Raw genomic sequence first — 24,359 nt, forward strand, 5'->3', positions numbered from 1 at the left:
AAAAAAAAGCGAAACCGGCCTGATGTGTAATCAGCCGTTTCGCTTTTCGTTATTTTCTATTGGCATACGCCATAATTGCTGCTACTGTCTTAGCATCTTGAATCTCTCCGGCATAGATTTTTTCTTCTAACTCTTCAAGTTCCCATGCCTTAACATTAATATCTTCCGCATCATCGAGCTTTTGTGCACCCACTTTCCGACAATTCTTTGCCAAAAACACTTCTACAACTTCATTTCCAAACGCCACAATCGTTTTCAAAGAAATAAGTCGTTCTAGTCGTTCACAATCATAACCCGTCTCTTCGCGAAGTTCCCTTTTGGCGCACACTGCATAATCTTCCCGCGCATCATCCCGGCATCCAGCCGGAACTTCCCATGTCATCCGATCAAGCGCCGGACGATATTGCTGTACAAGAAGAATCTTTCCATCCTCTAATACCGCAACTACTGCAGCTGCTCCCATTCGGTGAGATACATAATCCCAATCCTCCTGATTTCCATTTGGAAGAACCATGCGATCTTTGTATATATCCAGGATTGTCCCTTGATAAGCCAAGGTACGCCCTATTCTTTCTACATGCTCCATTGTTACACCGTTTTCACCTTTGCAATATCAATCGGTGTTAATGACTCATGCGAAGTTTCAAGTGATAATGCAAGTGCATTGGCCGTATCAAGTGAAGTCAGACAATGAATACCGGTTTCAATGGAATAACGTCTAATCAAGAAACCATCTCTTGACTTATCACGTCCCTGTGTCGGTGTATCAATCACCAAATCAATTTTATGTCCTAAAATCAGGTCCATTACATTTGGAGATTCTTGCGAGATTTTATTTACACGAAGTGCCTTGATGCCATGCTCCTGGAAATACTTGGCCGTACTTCTTGTTGCATAAATCTTATATCCAAGTGCTTCAAATCTCTTTGCAACTCCAACTGCTTCTTCCTTGTCTGCATCCTTAACCGTCATGATCATCTGCTTATGCTTTGGTAAAATAACCCCGGCGCCAAGAAATGCCTTATATAAAGCTTCATTAAATGTCTTTGCGATACCCAGACACTCACCGGTAGATTTCATTTCCGGTCCAAGACTAATCTCCGCACCGCGAAGTTTTTCAAATGAGAACACCGGCATCTTGATTGCGATATACTCTGACTTTGGCTGAAGTCCCGGCTCATAACCCATGCTTTGAATTGTTTCACCAAGCATTACTTTTGTCGCCAGATCGACAATCGGAATACCTGTTACTTTACTGATATACGGAACAGTTCGTGAAGATCTTGGATTCACCTCAATCACGTATACTTCATCGCCCATTGCAATAAACTGAATATTAATAAGACCGACTACATGCAATGCTTTTGCAAGGCGTTTTGTATATTCCACAATCGTATCTTGAATATGCTGCGAAATGGTGCTTGCCGGATATACGGAAATACTGTCCCCTGAATGAACACCGGTTCTTTCTACATGTTCCATAATGCCCGGAATCAGAATATCATTTCCATCACATACGGCATCGACTTCCACTTCTTTTCCCTGCAAATATTTATCTACCAAGATCGGATGATCTTGTGCATAACGGTTAATTACCGCCATAAATTCTTCAATCTCCTGATCGGACAATGCAATCTGCATTCCCTGTCCTCCAAGAACATATGACGGACGAACCAATACCGGATAGCCAAGTCTATTTGCGACTTCCTTAGCTTCCTCAGCCGTAAATACGGTACCACCGGCAGCCCTTGGAATCTGTGTTTCTTCTAGAATTTTATCAAATAGTTCTCTATCTTCGGCAGCATCCACATCCTCAGCTTTCGTTCCGAGAATCTTAACTCCCATCTTCATCAAATCTTCTGTGAGCTTAATCGCCGTCTGTCCGCCAAACTGAACGACTGCTCCGTCCGGTTTTTCAAGACGCACAATACTTTCAACATCTTCTGCCGTTAATGGTTCAAAATACAATTTATCCGCGATATCAAAGTCCGTCGAAACGGTCTCCGGATTGTTATTGATAATGATGGTTTCATAGCCGGCTTTTGAAAATGCCCAGGTTGCATGAACCGAGCAATAATCAAATTCGACACCCTGACCGATACGAATCGGACCAGATCCTAAAACCAGAATCTTCTTTTTATCAGAATCTACCCTTGCTTCATTTTCCCCATCATAACAAGAATAATAGTATGGCGTAAACGCTTCAAATTCTGCAGCGCAAGTATCCACCATCTTAAATGCTGCGATAATTCCATTTTCATATCGCATATCTCGAATCTCTTCTTCCGTCTTACCTGCAAGCTGTGCAATCACAACATCCGGAAATTCAATTCGCTTCGCTTCTTTTAACAACTGAGGCGTTAACTCTTCCTCACGAAGGCGCGCTTCCATTTCCGTAAGAATTGCAATCTTATCGATAAACCAAACATCAATTTTGGTGATTTCATGAATTTCTTCATAGGTGATTCCTTTACGAAGAGCCTCTGCAATGACCCAAATTCTTCTGTCATCCACAACCTGAAGCTGCTCAAGCAATTCTTCTTTTGACAACGAACTAAAATCATAAGACATCATGCTGTCAACATGCTGCTCAAGAGAACGAATTGCCTTCATCAGTGCACCTTCGAAGTTCGTACAGATACTCATAACTTCTCCGGTCGCCTTCATCTGTGTCGTAAGCGTACGCTTAGCAGTAATAAATTTATCAAATGGAAGACGCGGAATCTTAACCACGCAGTAATCAAGCATTGGTTCAAAAGATGCATAAGTCTTTTGCGTTACGGCATTTTTTATTTCATCAAGAGTATAACCCAGCGCAATCTTAGCTGCCACCTTCGCAATCGGATATCCTGTTGCTTTCGAAGCTAGCGCAGAGGAACGCGAAACTCTTGGATTTACCTCGATTACACAATATTCAAACGAATCCGGATTTAGAGCGTACTGCACATTACATCCGCCGGTAATATTAAGCTCGCTGATGATATTCAATGCGGAAGAACGAAGCATCTGGTATTCCTTATCTCCCAATGTCTGAGAAGGTGCTACTACAATACTGTCTCCGGTATGAACACCAACCGGATCAATATTCTCCATATTACATACGGTAATACAATTTCCGTTAGCATCGCGCATTACTTCGTACTCGATTTCTTTCCATCCGGCGATACAACGTTCTACCAGCACTTCTCCAACTCGACTGAGTCTAAGGCCATTCGACAAAATAGAAATCAATTCCTGCTCATTATGTGCAATTCCGCCGCCGCTTCCACCAAGTGTATATGCCGGACGAAGCACTACCGGATAGCCAATCGTATTGGTAAACGCAATTCCCGACTCTACGTCTGTTACGACCAACGATGCTGCACATGGCTCTCCAATCTTCTCCATGGTGTCCTTAAATTCCTGACGATCTTCTGCCTTACGAATTGTTTGCGCCGTCGTTCCTATCAGTTTAACACCGTGTTCATCCAAGAAACCAGACTCTGCAAGTTCCATACCAAGGTTCAAGCCTGCCTGTCCTCCGAGCGTCGGAAGTAAGCTGTCCGGCTTTTCCTTCAGGATGATTTTCTTCAAAACCGAAGCGGTAAGCGGCTCGATGTACACCTTATCTGCAATATCTTTATCCGTCATGATGGTTGCCGGATTGGAGTTTACCAATACAACCTCAACACCTTCTTCTTTCAAAGAACGGCAAGCCTGCGTTCCGGCATAGTCAAATTCTGCAGCCTGTCCAATGATAATTGGTCCGGAACCAATCATAAGCACTTTTTTAATATTTTGATTCTTTGGCATTATTTTGTTCCTCCCATCATATCTATAAATCGGTCAAATAAATAATCACTGTCTCGTGGACCCGGACAAGCTTCCGGATGGAACTGAACCGTGAAAATATTTTTTCCTGTGTATTTCAGTCCTTCATTCGTGCCATCATTCACATTGACAAATGCAGGTGTCGCCACCTTTTCATCCAATGTTGTTGTATCTACAACATATCCGTGATTTTGCGATGAAATATACACGCGATTCGTCTCAAGATCTTTTACCGGATGATTGCCTCCGCGATGACCATACTTCATCTTATAGGTATCTGCTCCATTTGCAAGTGCCATGAGCTGATGACCTAGACAAATCGCAAAAATAGGAACGTCTGATTCATAAAGTTTCTTAACCTCTGCAATAATATCTGTACACTCTTTTGGATCTCCAGGGCCATTCGATAACATAATCCCATCCGGATTGGCACTAAGAATTTCTTCCGCCTTTGTGTGTGCCGGATAAATGGTTACCTCACAGCCTCTATCATGCAAAGACTTGGCAATATTATTCTTTGCCCCCAGATCCAATAGCGCTACTTTTTTCCCTGTTGCACGAAGAACTTTTGTCTCCTCACAGGTTACCTTGCTTACCACATCACCTGTCGAATATTCATGAAGGCGAGGGATGATTTCATCAAGATTGTAATGCTCATTCGTGGTAATCATTCCATTCATGGTTCCCTTTTCTCTAAGACGCTTTGTCAAAGCTCTGGTATCTATTCCACAAATTCCAGGGATATCATGTTTTTTCAGAAAATCCTGAATTGTTCCTTCACAGCGGAAGTTACTTGGAATCCTTGATAATTCTCGCACAATATAGCCATCCGGCCATGGTTTTTCAGATTCCATATCCGGAGTGATTCCATAATTTCCAATCAATGGATAGGTCATAACTACAGCCTGCCCTGCATAGGACGGATCTGTAAGCACCTCCAAATACCCCGTCATGGACGTATTAAACACAATCTCACTGATGACTTCTTTTGTTGAACCTATACTCTTTCCTTCGAATACGGTACCATCTTCTAGAATTAGAAAAGCTTTCATGTTTCTTTCCTTCACCTTTCTTTTAATATTTCGATAAATGATATGTAGACATAGAAATCGGCGCCGAAAAATAGATTTTTCAAGGCGCCTTTGCTTCTATTCGATTCTTTCCTTACCACCCATATACGGTCTAAGTGCTTCCGGAATACTAATACTTCCATCCGCATTCAGATTATTTTCCAAAAATGCAATCAGCATACGAGGTGGTGCAACCACTGTATTATTCAGCGTATGCGCAAAATATTTCTTGCCATTCGCCTCTTTTACACGAATCTTTAACCGACGTGCCTGTGCATCGCCAAGATTCGAACAACTACCAACTTCAAAATATTTCTTCTGACGAGGAGACCATGCCTCTACGTCACACGATTTCACTTTCAAATCCGCAAGATCACCGGAACAACATTCCAACGTACGAACAGGAATATCAAGACTTCTAAAGAGGTCTACGGTATTTTGCCAAAGCTTATCATACCAAATCTTGGATTCTTCCGGCTTACATACAACAATCATTTCCTGTTTTTCAAACTGATGAATTCGATAAACGCCTCTTTCTTCGATACCATGCGCTCCTTTTTCTTTTCTAAAGCAAGGAGAATAACTGGTCAAAGTATAAGGAAGCTTCTCTTCTTCATTAATCGTATCAATGAATTTACCAATCATGGAATGTTCACTGGTTCCAATCAAATAAAGATCCTCTCCTTCAATCTTGTACATCATGGCGTCCATTTCTTCAAAGCTCATAACACCGGTAACAACGTTAGAGCGAATCATAAATGGCGGTACACAATAGGTAAATCCACGATCAATCATGAAATCTCTCGCATATGAAATCACTGCAGAGTGAAGTCTTGCAATATCTCCCATAAGATAGTAGAAACCATTTCCCGCAACTTTACCGGCACTTTCCAAATCAATACCGTTAAAACGTTCCATAATTTCCGTATGATACGGAACTTCAAAATCAGGAACCACCGGTTCCCCAAACTTTTCAATCTCAACGTTACAGCTGTCGTCTTTTCCAATCGGAACAGATGGATCAATAATATTTGGAATGCTCATCATTCGTTCCATTATCTTAGCATCTAAGTCCTTTTCTGCGGCTTCTAACTGTGCAAGTCTTTGCGCATTGGCTGCAACTTGTTTTTTTACTTCTTCAGCTTCTTCTTTCTTGCCCTGTCCCATCAAAGCACCAATCTGCTTTGAAAGTTTATTCTTGCCGGCACGAAGGTCATCTGCTTCCTGCTGCGTTTTACGCTTTTCCTTATCAAGTTCAATAACTTCATCAACATATGCAAGCTTATGTTCTTGAAATTTATTCTTAATATTCTGCTTTACGACTTCAGGATTTTCACGTAAGAATTTAATATCTATCATGGTGTTGTCTCTTCCTCCTGTAATTCTTTTGCTTTTAATATTGCTTCATTTAATGAAAGCATCTTCTCATCAAGAATCGAAACGATTCCGGAACATTCTCTTAATTCTCTACTGATATAGCCCGGAGCATTTCCTTCGAACTTATAATATATCTTGTGCTCCAAACTCGCCCAAAAGTCCATGGCAATTGTTCGAATCTGGATTTCAACCTTAACATCTACCTGTCGATCCGTCATAAAAATCGGAACTGTTACCAGCATATGATAACTTTTATATCCACTTTCTTTCGGATTCTTTATGTAGTCTTTAATGGATAACACTGTCAAATCACTTTGGTTACCAATCATCTCCGCAAGTCGATAAATATCCGACGTAAAAGAGCACACAAGACGAATCCCCGCAATATCATTTACGTATTGTACCATGTTGTCCACCGAAGTGTCATGTCCGTTACGCTTTAATTTTTTCACAATACTCTCAGGTGATTTCACTCGCGACTTGATGTATTCAATCGGATTATACTGATGAATATGCTGGAATTCATCGTTTAGAATATCCAGCTTCGTTCCAACTTCCTTCAAAGCGGAATTATATAAAAACATCACTGTTTCCCAGGAATCCAAATCTTCCTTAAAGGTAATGGGCTCACTCATAACATAATCTCCTTCTCAGCTTCCTACCTAATCACAGCATAACCTTACAAAGTTTATCGCATTTTGCCAGGTTTGGCAATAGGAAACACTTATTTTTTTCATAAGTATATCATATATGCCTATTATTTTGTAGGAAATTATTCCCATCGCTTTATTTTTCATACAGCTTCACCAAACGTTGTACATAATTTTCCCAATAGGTATTTTTACTCAAACCGTCTTTGATACTAAGTGCACCCTTGACATCATCCGTAATGATTCCGTCCGCATAATAAGCAAACATCTCCGTCTGCATAGACTCGGCATTTACCGTCCAGACATATACCAGCTTGTTATTTTTATGAATCTTCTTGATCAGCCTTCTTGTCACCATACTTGCTTCTAGACTAAATCCATCTGCCGCATCAAGTTCCGAAATATTTCCATAAGAAATTGTAGAAATATAAAGTGTTGTAAACGATTCATCATAAGCTTTTGCATCTTCCAGCTCCGAATAGCTAAGCGAGGAAAGAAGACATTGATCTTGCATATCATATTCTGTGATTAAATCAATCACCTTCTCTGCAAGGCCATCCGTTGCCTCATCCGGTTTAAGTTCCACATTTAACTTAATATCCTTATCTTTTAGAGTCTCAAGCACCTCCTCAAATGCCGGAATTGTAACACCTTCAAATTCTTCAGAAAACCACTTTCCTGCATCTAAAGCCTCAATCTCACTCGCTTTTAATTCCCAGACATTCGCATCAAGCCCGGTCGTTCTTTTCAGATTTGCATCATGAATCACCACCGGTTCTCCATCAGAACTAAGATGCACATCCATCTCCACTTCATCCGCGCCCTCTTCTAACGCTCCTTCAAATGCAACAATCGTATTCTCCGGATAGTCGGCACTCGCCCCACGATGTGCTGTCACATAAGTCTCTACATTGGAATTATATACAGCTTCCTGTCGAATTGCATAAGCTACATTACCGGCCAACGTAACGGCTATTCCAAATGCAACCAGTCGTCCTTTGCGACGCATTAAATATTTTGCAATTTTCGTATCTTCCAAATAAACTTTAATCTGTACCTTAAATTTGCCCGGAACTTCATTCATCCTGCCCTGCTCTTCCTTCAGATAGTAGAACATTCCACTAATCAGCAAAAACACATATGGCATGGAAAAGCAGTAAAATATTCCCGCCACAATATCAATCATTACTGCAACAGCGGATTCTGCCACAATCGGCAAGAAAAAAGGCAATGCATCTGCTAAAGTAGTCAAAAGCGCAATGATCGCACCGCAACCATATAGCAACCCGTAATACGCCAAGATCATGATTGCATCCCCAATGATCATGATCACCACCATCTTAATCAAATTCTTCCTATCAAGCATATCCCGGCTACCATGTGACGCTTCCACAAAGGTTGCTCTGTTTAAGGTAAAATGATGAAACGAAAAAATCCATTGCATACAAACCAATTCCACATATAAACAAGCGATAAAATAACAAACCAGTAACGCTTTTGAATCGGAAATATATTGCATTACAAAATAAGGCATAGAAAACCCTTTATATACTCCCGATACCGTAAACAGCTGGCTCATTGGGATAATCAAAAGCAAATATAAAATCATCCGGTAATTCTTAGGCCGAAGAATTTGAACTGCTGCCAAATATCCTCTTCGCATCATTTCCAAAAGCGGCAATTTCTGATTTCTGTATGATGCATGAAAGCAGCTCACAATACAGCATATATCAAATAACATATATAGGCTGATCAAAAACAAAGCCACAACAACACCCACCCAGATCAGCGGACTCGTCAAAAAAGACTTAAAATTATTATCCGCCACAAAAGTAAACCCTTGTGTTCTTATCAAAAGTGCTAACAAACCTTGTAATAAAGGCTTAAACACAAATACTGCCACGCATTTATAAATCACTTCAAATATAAGCAACGTAAAAAAGTTCACCTTGGCCAAATAGCATATTCTATTAATCCATTTAAAAATACCAGCCATGGTATCTAGTACATTTCTCATACGAACAAATCGTCTTCCTCAATCACTTGAATTTCAAGATAATCAAAATCTATCTCTTCCACAAAACAATCTTTTGTAAATCTTGCTTTTGAATGTTTCTTAAACTCCGCAATGGTAGCATTCAGCCAAATTGGCCTTGCCAAATCAAATTTCAAGCAAGCCTCGTCAAGAGCGTCAAAGATTTTATGTGTTCTGGTTTCTTTTCTTACATCCTCAATGATAGTATCTTTTACAAGGTGACTGTTGTCCCATATCTTAAACCAAATTCTCATGCATCATTTCCTGTCTATACATTTTTCTTTAACAATTATATACATTCACCCATCATTTCTCAACCACAAAGCGACTTTCCTATTTATGCAAATACCGTCTTCTTATGAAAAAAGGACAGAGGAATAATTTCCTCCGCCCTTCATATGCGTCATTGATTAGCACATTGGCTTAAGATCATCAGAAATGATAAGCTCAGCTTCTGTAGCTTCCTGAATCTGCTCAACTGTAAATTCAGGGTTATATTCTGTAAGAACGATTCCCTTATCAGTTACTTCCATAACACCCATCTCTGTGATAATCAGGTTCACCTGCTTTTGTGCAGTAAGTGGAAGTGTACACTCTTTAAGAATCTTTGGTGCTCCCTTTTGTGTATGTTCCATCGCTACGATAACTTTCTTAGCACCTACTACAAGGTCCATAGCTCCGCCCATACCAGGAACCATCTTGCCCGGGATAATCCAGTTTGCAATGTCACCGTTTTCAGCAACCTGAAGAGAACCAAGTACAGTTGCATCTACATGGCCACCACGGATGATTCCAAATGAAACAGAAGAATCAAAGAACATTCCGTCTTTTTCAACTCCTGCCGGCTGTCCGCCTGCATTTACAATATAATCCTTATCAGGATTGCTTTCATCTACTGCTGCCAGTCCGATAAATCCATTTTCAGACTGAAGTGTAATTTTAATAGAAGGATCAATATAATCCGGCACCAATGTTGGAAGTCCGATACCAAGATTTACTACATCGCCATCATGAATTTCTTTTGCTACACGCTTTGCGATAAATGGTTTAATTTCACTTCTCTCCATCTTATGCTTCCTCCTTTACAACTAAATAATCTACATATACATGTGGAGTTTCTACATAATCAGGGCCAATCTCTCCTGCAGGAACGATCTTCTCTACTTCTGCAATTGTAATAGTTGCAGCAGAAGCCATCAGAGGATTGAAGTTTCTTGTAGAACCTTTATAACGAAGGTTTCCTGACTCGTCAGCCACATAAGCCTGAACGATAGCCACATCACCCTTAATTGCTTTTTCTAAAACATATTCTTTTCCATCAAGTTCAACAACTTCCTTGCCTTCAAGTGTTGTAGGAGATGATGAATCAGCTACGATTGTTCCAACACCGGTTGGTGTTAAGAATCCACCGAGTCCAGCTCCGCCTGCACGGATCTGCTCTGCTAATGTTCCCTGTGGCTGAAGTTTTAAATCTAATGATCCGTCATTAAACTTAGTTGCCACTTCTTTATTAAGACCTACATGAGTTGCAATCAGTCTCTTAATGCAGCCATTGTGAAGTAAACGTCCTGTTCCTTCATTTTCAAATCCACCGTCGTTACATACAACTGTAAGATTCTTTGCTGTAACTTCGTTACAGATTGTCTTAGCCGTTCCGTTTGTCATGAATCCACCGATCATAACGGTGTCGCCATCTTTAATCAAGGCAGCGGCTTCTTTTGCAGAAATCACTTTTGTTTTTGCCATGATGTTCCTCCTAAATTACTTAATTTTATCTATACGGCAATTCTAATTGTCGTCCATTTATTAATTTAGCACTTTTATTCCAATAATTCAATGCCTTTTACTTAACGGCATTTATCTTATAAATTGCCTACGCCTCATTATTCTGCCTGTTGCAATTCATCTGCTGTCAGCATTTCAATAGATGGCCAATAACGTACAATTGCTTTTCCCAAAATCTTATCTTTTGATACATACTGATAAGCTGCCGCTTCATCTTCCGTCTGCGCAATTTCGCTCATCAAAGCCTCATCCGCCCAATATCTGGCGTCTGCAGAAATATTTCTGTTATCTCCAAGCATCAGATAACAATCTTCCGGCACTTCGAAGGTGTATCCCGTACACTCTACCGTCCACTCTTCTTTCAAATATGGCTCGTCAAGCGGCTCCTTAGAATCATTGATATAAATCTTACCATCCTCAATGGTTACCTTTTCTCCAGGTAACCCTATAATACGTTTTATGTAGACCTGGCTTTCGTCCACCGGATATTTAAAGATTGCAATATCATATCGCTGTGGTTCCGATATTTTGTAGGCAAGTCTAAAACCGATTAAGCGGTCATCCGGCATAATCGTATTCTCCATAGAGCCGGTCGGAACAATCGCATTTACAATAACAAATTGTTTCACAACCACTACAACCACGATGACAATCGCAATCAAGCGTATCCAGCTGATTACTTCTTTTTTGATATCTACATTATCTTTCTCTGCTTCCTTTGAAACGCCATCTGACAAAGTAGCCCTCACCTGTTGAGCTTCATTATATTCTGACTCTGAAATTGTATCACTTTGTGCAATTGTCTGTTCCTGTGTCGTTTCCTCAGTATTCTCCTGAGGCATTATATTTTTATTTTCTTCCATTTTCAAACTCTCTTAATAACCGCGAATTGCATCTTCTGAATCATCCACCGTATTTTCAATCTTTCGTATCACAATCGGATAGGAATAATTCTCATTTACCTTTACCATAACGCGCTCGCCCTCTTTATGACCAGCTACTGCTTTCCCGAGCGGAGATTCAATACTAATCTTGCCCTGCATCGAATTTCCTCGAATCGAGGTGACAAGACGAAAGGTTTCTTCCTCATCATCTTCTTCGTAATAAACCGTAATCGTATTATTGATTCCGACTTCATCATTACCGGACTTATCCGATACAACAATCGCATTCTTAAGCATTCTTTCTAAATATCGAATCCGGCTTTCATTACGGTTTTTATCCTTCTTAGCCGCATGATATTCAAAATTTTCGCTTAAATCCCCCTGCGCTCTGGCAACCTTTACAGCTTCAATCAATTTTGGTCGAAGTTCTAATTTACGCTCTTCAATTTCGCGTTCAATTTTCTCGATATCTGACTGTGTGAGTCTTTCTCCCATTCAATCTCCCCTGCCTTTTCTTACTTTTCCTACTATAACAGAAAGAGTATTTGTTTTCAATGAAAAAGGTCACTGACCGCCCGAAATTTCTTCTTTTCGAGCAGGCAATGACCTTTTTACTGTCTATTTGATCTATGGTATCTTGTCAAGACTCGCTCGCGAGTCTTGCGCGCCGGATTCGGGTCTGCTTCAGCAGACAAATTCCTGTCCGAATCCGTGTGCATCCTCGCGGAGCGTTTAACTCAGTCGGAGCTTGTACCCCGACTGAGTATAGTTTGTCATACCCCCCACCTACGCTAACGCTTAGAGGTGGGGGATTTCTCCGACTGAGTTTAATTTGTCTTTGAGCCAAGTGTTACTTCAACATCCTGAGTAGAATACTCTTGTCCATTAGCAACGGCAACCGTAAGTGTAACGGTATCGCCTGCTGATGCTGAGGAAATGTAAGAAGATAAATCTTCAAAGCTTGTGATTTCTTCTCCGTTAATTGCAGTTACAATCATTCCTTCTGAAAGACCGGCTTCTTCTGCTGCACTACCACTAACTACCTGAGAAATATACGCACCCTGTGGCATGTTATAATTCTGTGCAATATCCTGTGTTACGTCTACACCGGCAATTCCAAGATAAGCATCTCCACTTTCTGAGGAATCAGAGGTAGAACCATTTTCAATAAGTTCTTGAAGAATCGGTGAAGCATCTGAAATCGGAATAGCAAATCCCATACCTTCTACATCAGTATCTGCATATTTTGATGAATTTATCCCAATTACTTCTCCGTTTGCATTGATAAGCGCACCACCACTGTTACCAGGGTTAATTGCTGCATCTGTCTGAATCAGAGTATTCGTAATACTTTCTCCGGTTGTCTCATCGGAAGTTGTTACTTCTCTGTCAACAGCTGAAATTACACCGGTTGTTACAGACTGTCCATAACCAAGCGCATTACCAATTGCAATGGCAGTATCGCCTACCGCAATAGAATCTGAATCGCCAAGTGTTGCGACCTTAATTTCTGACAATGTAGCACTGTCGATATCACTGATTGCAACTTTTACAACTGCAAGGTCTGAATCCGAATCCGTTCCCTGAATCTCACCGGATACTGTAGAATCATCTACAAACTGTACCGTTAAAGAAGTTGCACCTTCTACAACATGATTATTAGTAGCAATGTACAAATAGTCATCATCCTGACTTATAATAATTCCTGAACCCGCACCTTCTGATTCATAACTTTCAGACTGGCCAAACATATTCGCATATTCTTCAACCGACACGGTTGTGATTGCTACAATGGATGGCATTACATTTTCAACAACGGTAGATACATCCGTAACGGTTGTACTATCTGAAGTATCTGTGCTATCCACTGTGGTACTGTCTGAATTTGATAATGATGTCGCACTGGTATTTGAAGTTGTCTGTGTATCCTGCGTACTAGAAAGAAGTGATGTACTTCCTGTAAACACAACACCGGCTACCAATCCGAATGCTGCTGCCATAGCTGTGCATTTCATAAGCTTATTTCCAAAAGTTCCTTTCTTAAGCAGCGGCTTCTTTGGCATCTTTATTTTCTTTGCCTTCTTTGTCTTTTGTGATACCGACTCTCCATCGATATCCTCAATCGTTACTTCGTCAGCATCAACTATTTTGTCAGATGGGCTTCCTGCCTGATAGAAATTATTGTTTTCAAATTTATTGTCCATAACATGTATCTCCTTTCACATCTCATCGCCCTGCGATGAATTTTGTTTGCTTGTTTGTTATGAACTTAGTATAGAAATGAAATGTGAAGTATATGTGTTTTAAGATTTAAAGGAACACGACTTTTTTGTGTGCAGTTTGTGAAAAAAACACCTCCCTGCTATACGCAAAGAGGTGAATATCATCTACCATCAGGTTGTTTTTACTTTTTTCAAAGTCTCATAATCCATCTTATTTCGATTATCAAAGTTGGCCAAGATATCCTTAATATGGTATTCTTTCGAAATATTCCGATCCGAAAGATCATACATCCGATTATCTTTAAAACTCAAAATAGTTGGCTTTCTAAAATCCTTAGCACCCTCAATAACGACAAGCCCCTTCTCTCCGGAATGTAATTCCACACAGGTTCCTGCCGGAATAACATCAATACTGTTGACTAATGCTTCCACAATTTTTGACGGATAGACATTCGAATTATCCATCAGATAACAACACGCCCGATATATGGACTCTTCCTTCTTGTAAATACGCATTGAGGTCATAAGATCAAACAGATCCATCGTCTTAAGAATCTGCGTTCCCAATAAATATTTAGAAGAATCAAACATTCCACCAGATCTTTTTTCCATGGAAATCTGATAAAACTGGGTAATATATCTTCGAATCGTTGCTGATATCCCCATATTATTACGAATGAGATTATATCCCCTAATCTCTGCTTCCCTAACTTCTTTAAGTTCTGATTCTGTAAGCTTGTCCGGTTTATATAAAATCTCCGGATCCACATAAAGCTTTCCAACATCATGCACAAGAGCCGCACATATTATTGGATAAATCTCCTTATAATGAATATTCAAGCGATTTGCAACCATACAAGTCAGCGAAGCCACATTCACCGAATGCTTAAAATATTGATCGGATGGTCCTCTAAGCGTCTGAAAAAATGTAATTCGCTTCTTCAGGTTCGAATACATATTCTCAATTGTCATAGCCAGCGGTTCAATTTGGCTAAAATCACCGCCCTCTGCTATCGATTCCAGCGCCTTTTTCAATTCCGCCCACTGAAGCGTCTGCACGCGCTCAAACTCAATCTCTTCATCTGTCATCGGCGGTATTGGCTCTGTTGCATCCAATATATACACCCCGAACAAATCATTATTCTGTAGCATTTGAAGCGCAGCTGGCACCAATGCCGATCCTCTCTCATATAACAATACTCCCTTCTCGTTATAGATCGATTTTGCAATTCGCATGCCTAATTTAAGCTCTTCTTTTTTTACGAATTTCATAGTAATAATCCCTCTCATCCCAACATAATCTTCTAACATACATTGGTATTTCAAGTATATCATTTAACCCCTTATGCGACAACAAATACTACATAAATCATTGTAAAAAGGATGTTTTGCACCGTTTCTCAGACACAAAACATCCTGCATTATTTCTTATTTGTGATATGGCTCATGATGAATAATACGAAAGCTTCTATAGATTTGTTCTAGTAAAATCACTCTCATCAGCTGATGAGGAAATGTCAGATCAGAAAAGCTAAGCTTCGCATCTGCTCTTTTCAACACCTGATTGGAAAGTCCTAACGAACCGCCTATTACAAATTGTATATGACTCTTCCCCTCAATGGTAAGCCGCTCCAAATCCCGCGCCATCTTTTCCGAACTTTTCTTCGTCCCATCAATCGCAAGTGCTATCACATAAGCTTCCTCTTTGATTTTCGACATAAGGCGTTCGCCTTCCTTGTCCTTAATCTGTATCTGCGCCGTCTCGCTTATTCCATCCGGCGTTTTTTCATCTGCGACCTCTAGAATATTAAGAGTGGTATATCTTGACAAACGCTTTACATATTCTTTTATTGCATCCTTATAATATGCTTCTTTTATCTTGCCCACACAACAAATGTCAATTTTCATAACTACAATCACCTAGTCTAGATTTAATTTCTTTTTCATAAGCCAATTGGTAACAATCCAAAATACAACCGCCATCACAGCCGCAAGAACAACTTGTGCAGCAGCAGCATCTATCATGAAATATTCATCAAACAAATAGGCATCATCCCCTAGCCATCCGGCTGTTGTCATCCATACCACAGAACGTACCGAACCGGTTCCTATCAAAAGCACAATAAACATTAATATCGCCATACCTAATTTATGCTTATTAAACAGATTGCCAAGCATCAAAGCCAGATAAATCATAAGAACGCTGCCTATCGCTCCCACAAATAATCCCGCTGCATACAATGCTATAAGTGTATGCGGAAACGTTTGTAACACTTCTTGAATTACCGCCCATATGCTAGCGTATTCCTGTGAAATACAAAGCGCAATCAAAAGTGAGAGTATCGAAACTATGGATGAAACAATTGCCCAGATAAATCCCGTGATTGTCTTACTTGCAAGATGCATCCATGTCTTGACCGGAAGTGCATTCATTAAATACCCTTGACCACATAACATATTCTTATAAAACTGCCTAACAATCATTACAAAAGTAAGAAGTAGCATCACAACCAAAAGTACAATGTAAATAATCGTAACTATCACATTTAAGGTATCAGTACCGCCAACTGCAAAATAATAATCCGAAGAAACCATATTTTTCAAACTAAAGCCAAACACTACAGCCATCGCAAGTACCGCGATATACAAAAAAATCAGCATCCGTCCGGCAGCACGCAAATCATATTTTATTAATTTTCCTAACATCTGAATACCTCCCTAAAATATTCATCTACCGATTTTCCCTCATTTTGCCGAAGTTCATCCACACTTCTGTGACAAATAAACTGACCTCCGCCAATCATTACAACTTCATCCAGCACACGTTCCACGTCAGCTATAAGATGCGTTGAGATTACAACTAATGAATCCTCCGAATAATTCTGGATGATGGTCGTCAGGATATAATCTCTAGCTGCAGGATCCACGCCTCCAATTGGCTCATCAAGAAAATAAATCTTCGCCTTACGACTCATTGCCAAAATCAATTGAACCTTTTCTTTATTTCCCTTTGATAGATGTTTCAGCTTCATCTTGCCTTCAATATTCAAGGTTTGCATCATAGATACTGCCTTTTCTTTATCAAAATCTTCAAAGAAATCACAAAACATCTTAACCAGATTATCAACATTCATCCAATCCGGAAGATAATCCGCATCCGGAAGATACGAAACAAATGCCTTCGTTTTCTCTGAAGGTGCATAACCATCCAATGTAATCTCACCCTTAGTCGGAACCAAAATCCCATTGGCCAATTTCATAAATGTCGTCTTGCCGCTTCCGTTTGGTCCAAGCAATCCAACAATCCGTCCCGGATATAAAGAAAGATTAAAATCTGATAGTGCATTCTTATTGGTTCCATAATTCTTAGTCAAATCCTTGCATTGCAAGATTGGAACATTCCTCATCTCTTCCATAACTAGCCCTCCTCCTCTACAGCATCCAAAATTTGCTTGATTTCCTCAGCCGAAAATCCAAGTTCTCTCATGTGCTTTAAAAATTCTTTCGCCGCACGCTTCGCCATATCGCTTCTCATTCTTTCAATCCTTTCCCCATCATCGGTAACAAATCTGCCACTTGTTCGCTGCGAATAGACAAGACCACTTCGTTCAAGCTCTGCCAACGCCTTCTGCATCGTGTTCGGATTCACACCGGCTTCTGCTGCCAGCTCTCTCACAGAATCCAGTCTTGTACCGGGCAAATATTGACCCTTAATGATGCGGCGTTCGATTTCGTTCATAAGTTGCAAATAAATTGCTCTATTATTATCCAAATTCCACGCCATATCGCTTACTCCTTCACATTATTGTATTACTTACTTAGTACACAAATACAATAACGCAACTGTATTATTGTGTCAATACAATTAGGCGCATTTTCTTTTTATCGTTTTAATCACTTCATTTAACACAGTAACACTTAGACCGGTCAGCAATATCTTGCCCCACATCAAACCATCTACCGGCACAGTTTCAAACACCGCTCCTCCAATCTGCGTTATGACAAATTGCAAAATCAGAACAAACAAAAAAATCCCTAACATTAATTTATTTCGGAAGAAATATTTGAATACCGACGTGTTATCAAGCTCTCTGCAATTAAACGCATTAAAAAGTTGAAATACAACAAACAAGGTAAACAAGACGGTCTTTTCCTGCTGTGGATTTGCTCCCAAAAAGTTCGTAACATGTTGTAACATAAAAACCGCAGAAATAAACAATCCATTTACAAAAATTCTTACCAGCATCTGTTTGGTAAGAATATTTTCACTTCTCTTTGTCGGCGGTCTCTTAAGTAAATCTTCCCGAATAGGCTCAAGTCCAAGTGTCAGCGCCGGCGGTCCGTCCATAATAATATTAATCCATAGGAGATCCAATGCTGAAAACGGCGTCTCAAAGCCACACAAGATGGACGCAATCACAACTACAACCGAAGATACATTTACCGTCAGCTGAAACATAATAAACCGCTTAAAGTTCTCATAGATACCGCGTCCCCACTGCACGGCCTTGACAATGGTCATAAACGAATCATCCAAAAGCACAATATCACTTGCTTCTTTTGTCACTTCTGTTCCTGCAATTCCCATTGCAATTCCTGCATCAGCATGTTTGATTGCCGGAGCATCATTTATTCCATCTCCCGTAACCGCAACAACATTCCCCTGTTGTTTTAACAGTTTTACAATTCGAAGTTTTAAAAGCGGCGTACTTCTGGCTATCACCTTAATCTTTTTCAGCTTTTCTTTTAGCTGCTCATCCGAAAGATTTTCGATTTGCGATGCTTCCACAGCTATATGCTCATCATCTAACATATGCAATTCATTCGCTATGGAACAGGCCGTTAGGATATTATCTCCTGTCAGCATCATAACCTCGATTCCAGCCGCTTGACATTTTAAAATTGCTTCGTTTACCTCTTTGCTGAGCGGATCCGATATGACGGTAAATCCATCAAATTCCAGGTCTTTTTCTATCTGATCTTGCTCATCATCTTCCCACTTATCGAGCATCTTATGTGCAAACGCAAGAATCCTTCCACCTTTTCTTTGATACTGTTCCATCATTTCCATTATTTTGTTGTATTGCACATCTTCTCTTTCCTTACAAAGCTTTAGAATCTTTTCCGGATTTCCCTTTGTATAAAGTGTAAGTCCAAACGATTCCATAACTACGGTACTCATATCTTTATTTTGCGAGGAAAATGGATATGTATGAATGATTCGGCTTTGTTTTCTAAGCTGTTTATAATTGTATCCGGCTTTTTTGGCAGCTACAAGAAGTGCACCTTCTGTTGGATTCCCAATAAAGCGTTCTACTCCTTCTTCTATCAATATATTCGCATTTGAATTAAGGCAAAAATTATGAATCAGCAGCGGTTCTTTTATCTGATTAGCCTCTATCATCCGGCCGTCATGATAAATCTGTTGCACCGTCATCTTGTTATCGGTCAGTGTTCCGGTCTTATCCGAGCAAATAATATTCACACAACCGATTGTTTCACAAGCCACCATCTTCTTTACCAATGCTTTTTCGCCTGTCATCTTGATGATATTCAAAGCCAACGACACTGCAACAATGGTTGGAAGTCCCTCCGGTACTGCTGCCACAATCAAAACAATACTGGTAATAAATGCATCCGAAACCGTATCCAAAGATATTTCGTTATGCTGAATGAATTGCACGATTTGAATCATAAACGCGGCCGCTGCTGCCGAACATCCCAATACGGTAATCAGCTTTCCTAACTTATCTAATTTTTCCTGCAATGGAGTTGTTGTCTTTTCGATAGAAGATAATTCTTTTGCAATCTTACCAAATTGCGTCTCATTTCCAACTGCCGTAACCACAAACGAAGCATTCCCTCCCGAAACGAAACACCCGCTATAAACCATATTACATCGTTCTGCCACAGGTGTTTCGCACGGACAGACTACCGCAGCATCCTTACTTACCGGCACGCTTTCTCCGGTAAGCGCAGATTCATCTACCGATAAATCATTTGCCTCAAGGATTCTTCCATCCGCAACAATCTTATCTCCCGTTTCTATCAAGAGAATATCGCCTACCACAATCTCTCTTTGCGCAACCAGTTGCACCTTTCCTTCTCGCAGCACCTTAACGAGTGTATCTTCATTTATGCGATTTAATGCCTCAAATGCTTTTTCGCTCTTGCCCTCCGTGATGATTGTTATCACGACCGAAAGCGCTATTGCCACAAAAATTCCCAGGCACTCTAGAAAATTATATTCCCCGCCCTTTATAAAGCGTGAAATATTTACAAACAGCGTAATTACAGCTGCTGCAATCAGCATAAGAAGCATTGGCTCTGTAGATGCCTCAAAGATTCTCCTAAGCATCGATTCCTTTTTATGTCTGAAAAAAGTATTCGCCCCATACTTTTGCCAGGATATTTTCACTTGTTCCTTTGTCAATCCTTGTTCCCTTGCAACGCCTAATTGCTTAAGAACTTCCTGTCTTGTTTTTGTATACACTATAAACAATTCCTTTCTATCAAAATAAAAAGACTCACGTATCATCTGCATGTCCTTATGACATACAAAATAATACGCGAGTCTCGTGATTTAAGACAAGCCAGGCTTGCGCCAGGATGTTGACTTGCCACGTAATGCAATACGCTACTACTCCCTCACTCTTGGTTTAGTTGTTTGTACAATATATCACAATCCTCTTGGCAACGTCAAGACATCCGACCGCCTAATTTCCTTCAATTGTATTTTTAATAATCTCTTTTAATTCGCTGATATCAATCGGTTTCGCAATATATGCGTTCATGCCTGCTTCGCGACCTTTGATTCTGTCTTCTTTAAATACATTTGCGCTGACACCTATAATCGGTACATTTGCAAGATCTTGATTCTCCAATGCGCGAATCTGCCTTGTAGACTCATATCCATCCATAACCGGCATCTGCACATCCATTAATACACAATCATAGTAGCCCGGTTTTGTAGCACTCACCTTATCCACTGCCTGTTTTCCATCAATAGCGCTTTCTACCTCTGCTCCCATATGATTCAGAATCTTCGATATAATTTCCAGATTAATCAAATTGTCTTCAACAGCCAGGAATCGACGTCCCTCAAAAATCGGAGTCTGTAAATGTGTGATGCTCTTTTTCACATCTTCTTCCAAATCCGTTTGTTCGACTTTTTCCTCATGCTTTTGAGAGGCAACCTTAAATTCCAAAAATACAATAAATGTGGTTCCCTGACCTTTGATACTCTTAAATGAAATTGTTCCACCCATCATTTCCACAAGCTGTTTCACAATTGCCAGGCCAAGTCCGATTCCGGCCACACCACTTTCCGTCGTTGTGTTCTCCCGTTCAAACGGTTCAAATAAATGTGCCTGGAAAGCTTCTTCCATTCCGATTCCATTATCTGAAACCAAAAATTTATAGCCGATATATCCATTCGGAGCATAACTCCTTTGTGACACTTCCAAGGTAACCGTTCCACCTGTCGGCGAATAGTCACTGGCATTTGTCAGTAGGTTTTGTAGTATCTGAAGCACTCGCAACCGATCACACAAGACAGCGTCTTCTTGAATCTCATTCTTAACAACAAAAACCTGATTCTTTTTATCCGTCTTTGTGCGAATCATCGCTTCCACTTCCGAAATAATCTGCGACATATTTTCCGCAGTATCGTCCATAGCTGTCCAGCCGCTCTCGATTCGAACCAAATCCAACACTTCATTAATCAGATCAAGCATATGTCTTGAAGATAGCATGATTCTATCTAAGTATTCTCTTACCGCATCGCGATCATCAAAATCAGCCATAGCCAAAGCCACATATCCAACAATTGCATTCATCGGTGTTCGAATATCATGTGACATATTTGATAAAAAAATGGTTTTTGCTTCATTGACCTGATTTGCTTCTTTTAGTGCATTTTCCAAAATACTGCGTCTTTTGATTCCCTGACGTATGCTATCATCCATGTCTGTAATGCCGACAACCAATCGCTCAATTGGACCTTCTGATCCAATTCTGACAAGTTTAATCTTGCAATATCGTGTCGTTGCAAGATCGTGTCCGATTCGAAAATCTTCTACTACCGAGCGATCAAGGCGCAGACGTTCCCGAATCTTTTCAACATCCACATTATTAATAAGTGCTGCGCGATCTTCTTCGTACACTTCATGCTTTATCATTTCTATTAAAATATCAGAAAATCCCAGATTTTCCTTATCTCGTCCATAAGTCATATCCGAAATCATCTTGGTCTTTCTAACAACTTCATAAGAATCATCCGCGAGATTCCAGCAAAAAACCATGGCATAGTTTGAACACAGAGCTTCCATCAGCTGCAAATAATTACTGTTTTCCACCGCTGTATTCGCTGACCAATAAGCCTGTTCGCTATCGTCTTTTAATTTTTCAAAGCACATAAGCGCTTTTGCCGGTACGCCTTCTTCCAGCTCTTCGCGGATAAATACACATTTACGCCATTTACCGTAGTTTACGGTGTATGACATCTCTATGCTTTCCTTCACCGATAGCGCTGTCTTTAAATATTCAATCGTACCGAATGCTTCTCGTTCTTTTACAAACTGTTCATTCACACGTTCTTTCGTATACTTCTCATTAAACTCCGAATAGATTCCCTCCCGGTCCATACCAAAAGTTCCATATTCTTTCGTTTCATAAATGACCTCAATGGTATCTTTATTGAGATTCACCTCATATACGAGAAGGTACTTAGAAAACAGAGCCTGTAATAACGTCGTATCGTTTCCTTTCATTTTTATTCCTTCCGTTTGAAACACAACCTACCAAACACAGTTCTTCTAGCGAGAGCCACCTCCGCCGCCTCCGCCGAAGGAACCACCGCCGCCGCCAAAGGACGCGTGTCCACCGCTTCCGGCATTTGCCGCAGCGCGTTCTGCCGCTTCTGCAGCAGCGAGTGCCGAATACGTATGGCAATGATAAAAATATACACAAGAAATAGACGCATCATAATATTCAATTTCCGAGATAAACTGCGGATAATGCTTCTTCAATTCCTTTACTACCTCTTGTGCTATACCAAGAAGATAAGCAAATACAAGATATTCCTGCCAGATACTTACTTCTTGCATTTCTCTTTCTGAAATCAGCGAAAATTCTTCGAGATAATTCTTAAATCCCAGAATCTGTCCTAACTCTTCCCGATCCTTTTGCGTAATCTGCTTTGCCTTAAAGTTCTTCCGAATGCTCAATTGCTTATCTAGAGCATATTGCATTCCTTTACTGCTACAATTTGTAATATATTTTCGAATCCTACTTGAATTCTTCTTTGAATAAGTAGGTAATTCTTTCTCCTGTAAGATTGCATCACTGCCGGCTGCGACCTTAATAATATTATAAAGTTTTAATCCTAATGGATCATCCTTCGGTTCATGAACCAATTTTAACGCCTTTACATTCTTCCCGCGAAGCACACGCCTTGAAGTTGTATCCTCCACCACTTCAAGACATCCATCCATAACGAGCTTAAGCATTCTAGCGCCAATAATATCACCCTCTTTAATAATACCGGCAGATTCTCCCAGGTAATATGTCGCTTCCAAATTTCCCTCGTTTGGCAATTCTCTATAATATCCGGCTTCCTGTTTTATGCTTTTAACCAGCTTTTCTCTCTGTCTTAAGTTGATTTGTCGCTTTACAAAGCCTACAATAGCTACCAAAATAATAATCCCAAAATAAATGAAAAATGCGCCAAAGCTTAGCACGTCATCTACTCCAAAATCATCATCCATCTCACCCGCGCCGTAATCACTACCTTCTTTCGCCGTCTCTTCTACTTCGTCAAAAGTCTTATCGGACGTGTACGTAGGTGTAATCGTTCCTTCTTCTAAAGAAAACAAAATCGTCATATATCCGTCTTCATCAATATCACTTTCGGTATACGCATGAATGCATCCATCCTCAAATTCAATCATGCCATCATAACCAAATCCCCAGATATCTGCAATCTCATCGGTAATCGCGGTTTTGTTTTCCAGCGAGATCTTTAGATCGACGGCTGTAGGTGTTGTGGACATACCACTATTCACGAATCGATAATTCGTTCCAACGCAATCGCCAAATTCCATAACGGCATTTGCCATCGTATACGTCACTTCATAAGAATGCGTTCCGTATTCCGTGATTCCCCAACATAATTCGAAGCCATCATCGGTATCATTTACACCACATTTTCCGGCTTTTTCATCAAAATCTGCATCTATGTCCCAATCACCGATATTGATATATTCCTGTCCATTTTCCGAAACAGAAAACGATTCAAGCTCAAGCACTCCTCCGTCTACCATCGGAATATAATTCTCCGTAGTATCCGTATCAGAAAAATCCCCCGTCCATACCTGAACAACCGTAATCGAACCATCATCATGAATCGTTACATCTATGTCCATATCTGACACATGATTTGCTGCCTTAGCCTGCGTTTGCCCGATTCCCACAAGAATAAAAAATGCAAACACAGCAATCATCATTTTATATATTTTTCGCATCGT

At 40.2% G+C, this 24,359-nt stretch carries 20 protein-coding genes; all 20 read right to left on the bottom strand.

Annotation, left to right across the window (positions count from 1 at the left end; all coding sequences use genetic code 11):
• Positions 1–49 precede the first annotated feature (49 nt).
• Positions 50–586: an NUDIX hydrolase gene (locus BLS20_RS06590; RefSeq protein WP_090173498.1), complete on the bottom strand. Its 537-nt coding sequence runs from the start codon at positions 584–586 to the stop codon at positions 50–52.
• A 2-nt stretch (positions 587–588) separates the two neighbouring features.
• A complete protein-coding gene (gene carB, locus BLS20_RS06595) occupies positions 589–3,792 on the bottom strand; it encodes a carbamoyl-phosphate synthase large subunit (protein ID WP_090173500.1) in 3,204 nt (1,067 codons plus the stop codon).
• The gene (locus BLS20_RS06600; protein WP_090173502.1) at positions 3,792–4,862 is read right to left on the bottom strand and encodes a carbamoyl phosphate synthase small subunit; all 1,071 of its coding nucleotides are present in this window, start codon (positions 4,860–4,862) and stop codon (positions 3,792–3,794) included. Before BLS20_RS06600 ends, carB begins: the two co-directional genes overlap by 1 nt.
• Before the next feature lie 96 nt (positions 4,863–4,958).
• Positions 4,959–6,239, bottom strand: a complete 1,281-nt coding sequence (serS, locus tag BLS20_RS06605; RefSeq protein ID WP_090173504.1) for a serine--tRNA ligase — start codon at positions 6,237–6,239, stop codon at positions 4,959–4,961.
• The gene (locus BLS20_RS06610; RefSeq protein ID WP_090173506.1) at positions 6,236–6,892 is read right to left on the bottom strand and encodes a GTP pyrophosphokinase; all 657 of its coding nucleotides are present in this window, start codon (positions 6,890–6,892) and stop codon (positions 6,236–6,238) included. Before BLS20_RS06610 ends, serS begins: the two co-directional genes overlap by 4 nt.
• 151 nt (positions 6,893–7,043) lie before the next feature.
• The gene (locus tag BLS20_RS06615) at positions 7,044–8,924 is read right to left on the bottom strand and encodes a glycerophosphodiester phosphodiesterase family protein (RefSeq protein ID WP_090173508.1); all 1,881 of its coding nucleotides are present in this window, start codon (positions 8,922–8,924) and stop codon (positions 7,044–7,046) included.
• On the bottom strand, positions 8,921–9,196 hold the full coding sequence (locus BLS20_RS06620) for a hypothetical protein (protein WP_090173510.1): 276 nt from the start codon (positions 9,194–9,196) through the stop codon (positions 8,921–8,923). The genes BLS20_RS06615 and BLS20_RS06620 overlap by 4 nt, the downstream gene beginning before the upstream one ends.
• A gap of 156 nt (positions 9,197–9,352) precedes the next feature.
• Complete coding sequence (locus BLS20_RS06625; RefSeq protein WP_090173511.1) at positions 9,353–10,009, bottom strand: 3-oxoacid CoA-transferase subunit B; 657 nt, start codon at positions 10,007–10,009, stop codon at positions 9,353–9,355.
• Between the two features lies 1 nt (position 10,010).
• A complete protein-coding gene (locus BLS20_RS06630; protein WP_090173514.1) occupies positions 10,011–10,688 on the bottom strand; it encodes a CoA transferase subunit A in 678 nt (225 codons plus the stop codon).
• A 137-nt stretch (positions 10,689–10,825) separates the two neighbouring features.
• Positions 10,826–11,590 carry a signal peptidase I gene (gene lepB, locus BLS20_RS06635; RefSeq protein ID WP_242870541.1) on the bottom strand — a complete coding sequence of 255 codons (765 nt, stop codon included), beginning with the start codon at positions 11,588–11,590 and terminating at the stop codon, positions 10,826–10,828.
• Positions 11,591–11,602: 12 nt separating this feature from the next.
• Positions 11,603–12,106 carry a GreA/GreB family elongation factor gene (locus BLS20_RS06640; RefSeq protein WP_090173516.1) on the bottom strand — a complete coding sequence of 168 codons (504 nt, stop codon included), beginning with the start codon at positions 12,104–12,106 and terminating at the stop codon, positions 11,603–11,605.
• A 332-nt stretch (positions 12,107–12,438) separates the two neighbouring features.
• Complete coding sequence (locus tag BLS20_RS06645; RefSeq protein WP_090173518.1) at positions 12,439–13,815, bottom strand: S1C family serine protease; 1,377 nt, start codon at positions 13,813–13,815, stop codon at positions 12,439–12,441.
• A gap of 189 nt (positions 13,816–14,004) precedes the next feature.
• Positions 14,005–15,105, bottom strand: a complete 1,101-nt coding sequence (locus BLS20_RS06650; protein ID WP_176762321.1) for an HD-GYP domain-containing protein — start codon at positions 15,103–15,105, stop codon at positions 14,005–14,007.
• 156 nt (positions 15,106–15,261) lie between these two features.
• Positions 15,262–15,741 carry a 23S rRNA (pseudouridine(1915)-N(3))-methyltransferase RlmH gene (gene rlmH / locus BLS20_RS06655; protein ID WP_090173522.1) on the bottom strand — a complete coding sequence of 160 codons (480 nt, stop codon included), beginning with the start codon at positions 15,739–15,741 and terminating at the stop codon, positions 15,262–15,264.
• A 12-nt stretch (positions 15,742–15,753) separates the two neighbouring features.
• Positions 15,754–16,539, bottom strand: coding sequence for a hypothetical protein (locus tag BLS20_RS06660; RefSeq protein ID WP_090173525.1), 786 nt, complete (start codon positions 16,537–16,539; stop codon positions 15,754–15,756).
• Positions 16,533–17,240, bottom strand: a complete 708-nt coding sequence (locus BLS20_RS06665; protein ID WP_090173663.1) for an ABC transporter ATP-binding protein — start codon at positions 17,238–17,240, stop codon at positions 16,533–16,535. Before BLS20_RS06665 ends, BLS20_RS06660 begins: the two co-directional genes overlap by 7 nt.
• A gap of 11 nt (positions 17,241–17,251) precedes the next feature.
• Positions 17,252–17,617 carry a GntR family transcriptional regulator gene (locus BLS20_RS06670; RefSeq protein WP_090173527.1) on the bottom strand — a complete coding sequence of 122 codons (366 nt, stop codon included), beginning with the start codon at positions 17,615–17,617 and terminating at the stop codon, positions 17,252–17,254.
• Positions 17,618–17,698: 81 nt separating this feature from the next.
• Positions 17,699–20,326, bottom strand: coding sequence for a calcium-translocating P-type ATPase, PMCA-type (locus BLS20_RS06675; protein ID WP_242870542.1), 2,628 nt, complete (start codon positions 20,324–20,326; stop codon positions 17,699–17,701).
• A 223-nt stretch (positions 20,327–20,549) separates the two neighbouring features.
• Positions 20,550–22,604, bottom strand: coding sequence for a hybrid sensor histidine kinase/response regulator (locus BLS20_RS06680; protein ID WP_090173531.1), 2,055 nt, complete (start codon positions 22,602–22,604; stop codon positions 20,550–20,552).
• Between the two features lie 45 nt (positions 22,605–22,649).
• Complete coding sequence (locus BLS20_RS06685) at positions 22,650–24,356, bottom strand: DUF2207 family protein (protein ID WP_176762322.1); 1,707 nt, start codon at positions 24,354–24,356, stop codon at positions 22,650–22,652.
• Positions 24,357–24,359 lie beyond the last annotated feature (3 nt).

Source organism: Eubacterium oxidoreducens (assembly GCF_900104415.1).
GTDB classification, from domain to species: domain Bacteria; phylum Bacillota; class Clostridia; order Lachnospirales; family Lachnospiraceae; genus Eubacterium_C; species Eubacterium_C oxidoreducens.

Excerpts from the sequence above, each read along its gene's own strand:
- BLS20_RS06630 (WP_090173514.1), bottom strand. The coding sequence starts at position 10,688 with ATGGCAAAAACAAAAGTGATTTCTGCAAAAGAAGCCGCTGCCTTGATT.
- BLS20_RS06645 (WP_090173518.1), bottom strand. The coding sequence starts at position 13,815 with ATGGACAATAAATTTGAAAACAATAATTTCTATCAGGCAGGAAGCCCA.
- BLS20_RS06625 (WP_090173511.1), bottom strand. The coding sequence starts at position 10,009 with ATGGAGAGAAGTGAAATTAAACCATTTATCGCAAAGCGTGTAGCAAAA.
- rlmH (WP_090173522.1), bottom strand. The coding sequence starts at position 15,741 with ATGAAAATTGACATTTGTTGTGTGGGCAAGATAAAAGAAGCATATTAT.
- BLS20_RS06615 (WP_090173508.1), bottom strand. The coding sequence starts at position 8,924 with ATGAGAAATGTACTAGATACCATGGCTGGTATTTTTAAATGGATTAAT.
- BLS20_RS06640 (WP_090173516.1), bottom strand. The coding sequence starts at position 12,106 with ATGGGAGAAAGACTCACACAGTCAGATATCGAGAAAATTGAACGCGAA.
- BLS20_RS06620 (WP_090173510.1), bottom strand. The coding sequence starts at position 9,196 with ATGAGAATTTGGTTTAAGATATGGGACAACAGTCACCTTGTAAAAGAT.
- BLS20_RS06590 (WP_090173498.1), bottom strand. The coding sequence starts at position 586 with ATGGAGCATGTAGAAAGAATAGGGCGTACCTTGGCTTATCAAGGGACA.
- BLS20_RS06670 (WP_090173527.1), bottom strand. The coding sequence starts at position 17,617 with ATGGCGTGGAATTTGGATAATAATAGAGCAATTTATTTGCAACTTATG.
- BLS20_RS06610 (WP_090173506.1), bottom strand. The coding sequence starts at position 6,892 with ATGAGTGAGCCCATTACCTTTAAGGAAGATTTGGATTCCTGGGAAACA.
- carB (WP_090173500.1), bottom strand. The coding sequence starts at position 3,792 with ATGCCAAAGAATCAAAATATTAAAAAAGTGCTTATGATTGGTTCCGGA.
- BLS20_RS06665 (WP_090173663.1), bottom strand. The coding sequence starts at position 17,240 with ATGAGGAATGTTCCAATCTTGCAATGCAAGGATTTGACTAAGAATTAT.
- lepB (WP_242870541.1), bottom strand. The coding sequence starts at position 11,590 with ATGGAAGAAAATAAAAATATAATGCCTCAGGAGAATACTGAGGAAACG.
- BLS20_RS06660 (WP_090173525.1), bottom strand. The coding sequence starts at position 16,539 with ATGTTAGGAAAATTAATAAAATATGATTTGCGTGCTGCCGGACGGATG.
- BLS20_RS06680 (WP_090173531.1), bottom strand. The coding sequence starts at position 22,604 with ATGAAAGGAAACGATACGACGTTATTACAGGCTCTGTTTTCTAAGTAC.
- serS (WP_090173504.1), bottom strand. The coding sequence starts at position 6,239 with ATGATAGATATTAAATTCTTACGTGAAAATCCTGAAGTCGTAAAGCAG.
- BLS20_RS06600 (WP_090173502.1), bottom strand. The coding sequence starts at position 4,862 with ATGAAAGCTTTTCTAATTCTAGAAGATGGTACCGTATTCGAAGGAAAG.
- BLS20_RS06685 (WP_176762322.1), bottom strand. The coding sequence starts at position 24,356 with ATGCGAAAAATATATAAAATGATGATTGCTGTGTTTGCATTTTTTATT.
- BLS20_RS06650 (WP_176762321.1), bottom strand. The coding sequence starts at position 15,105 with ATGAAATTCGTAAAAAAAGAAGAGCTTAAATTAGGCATGCGAATTGCA.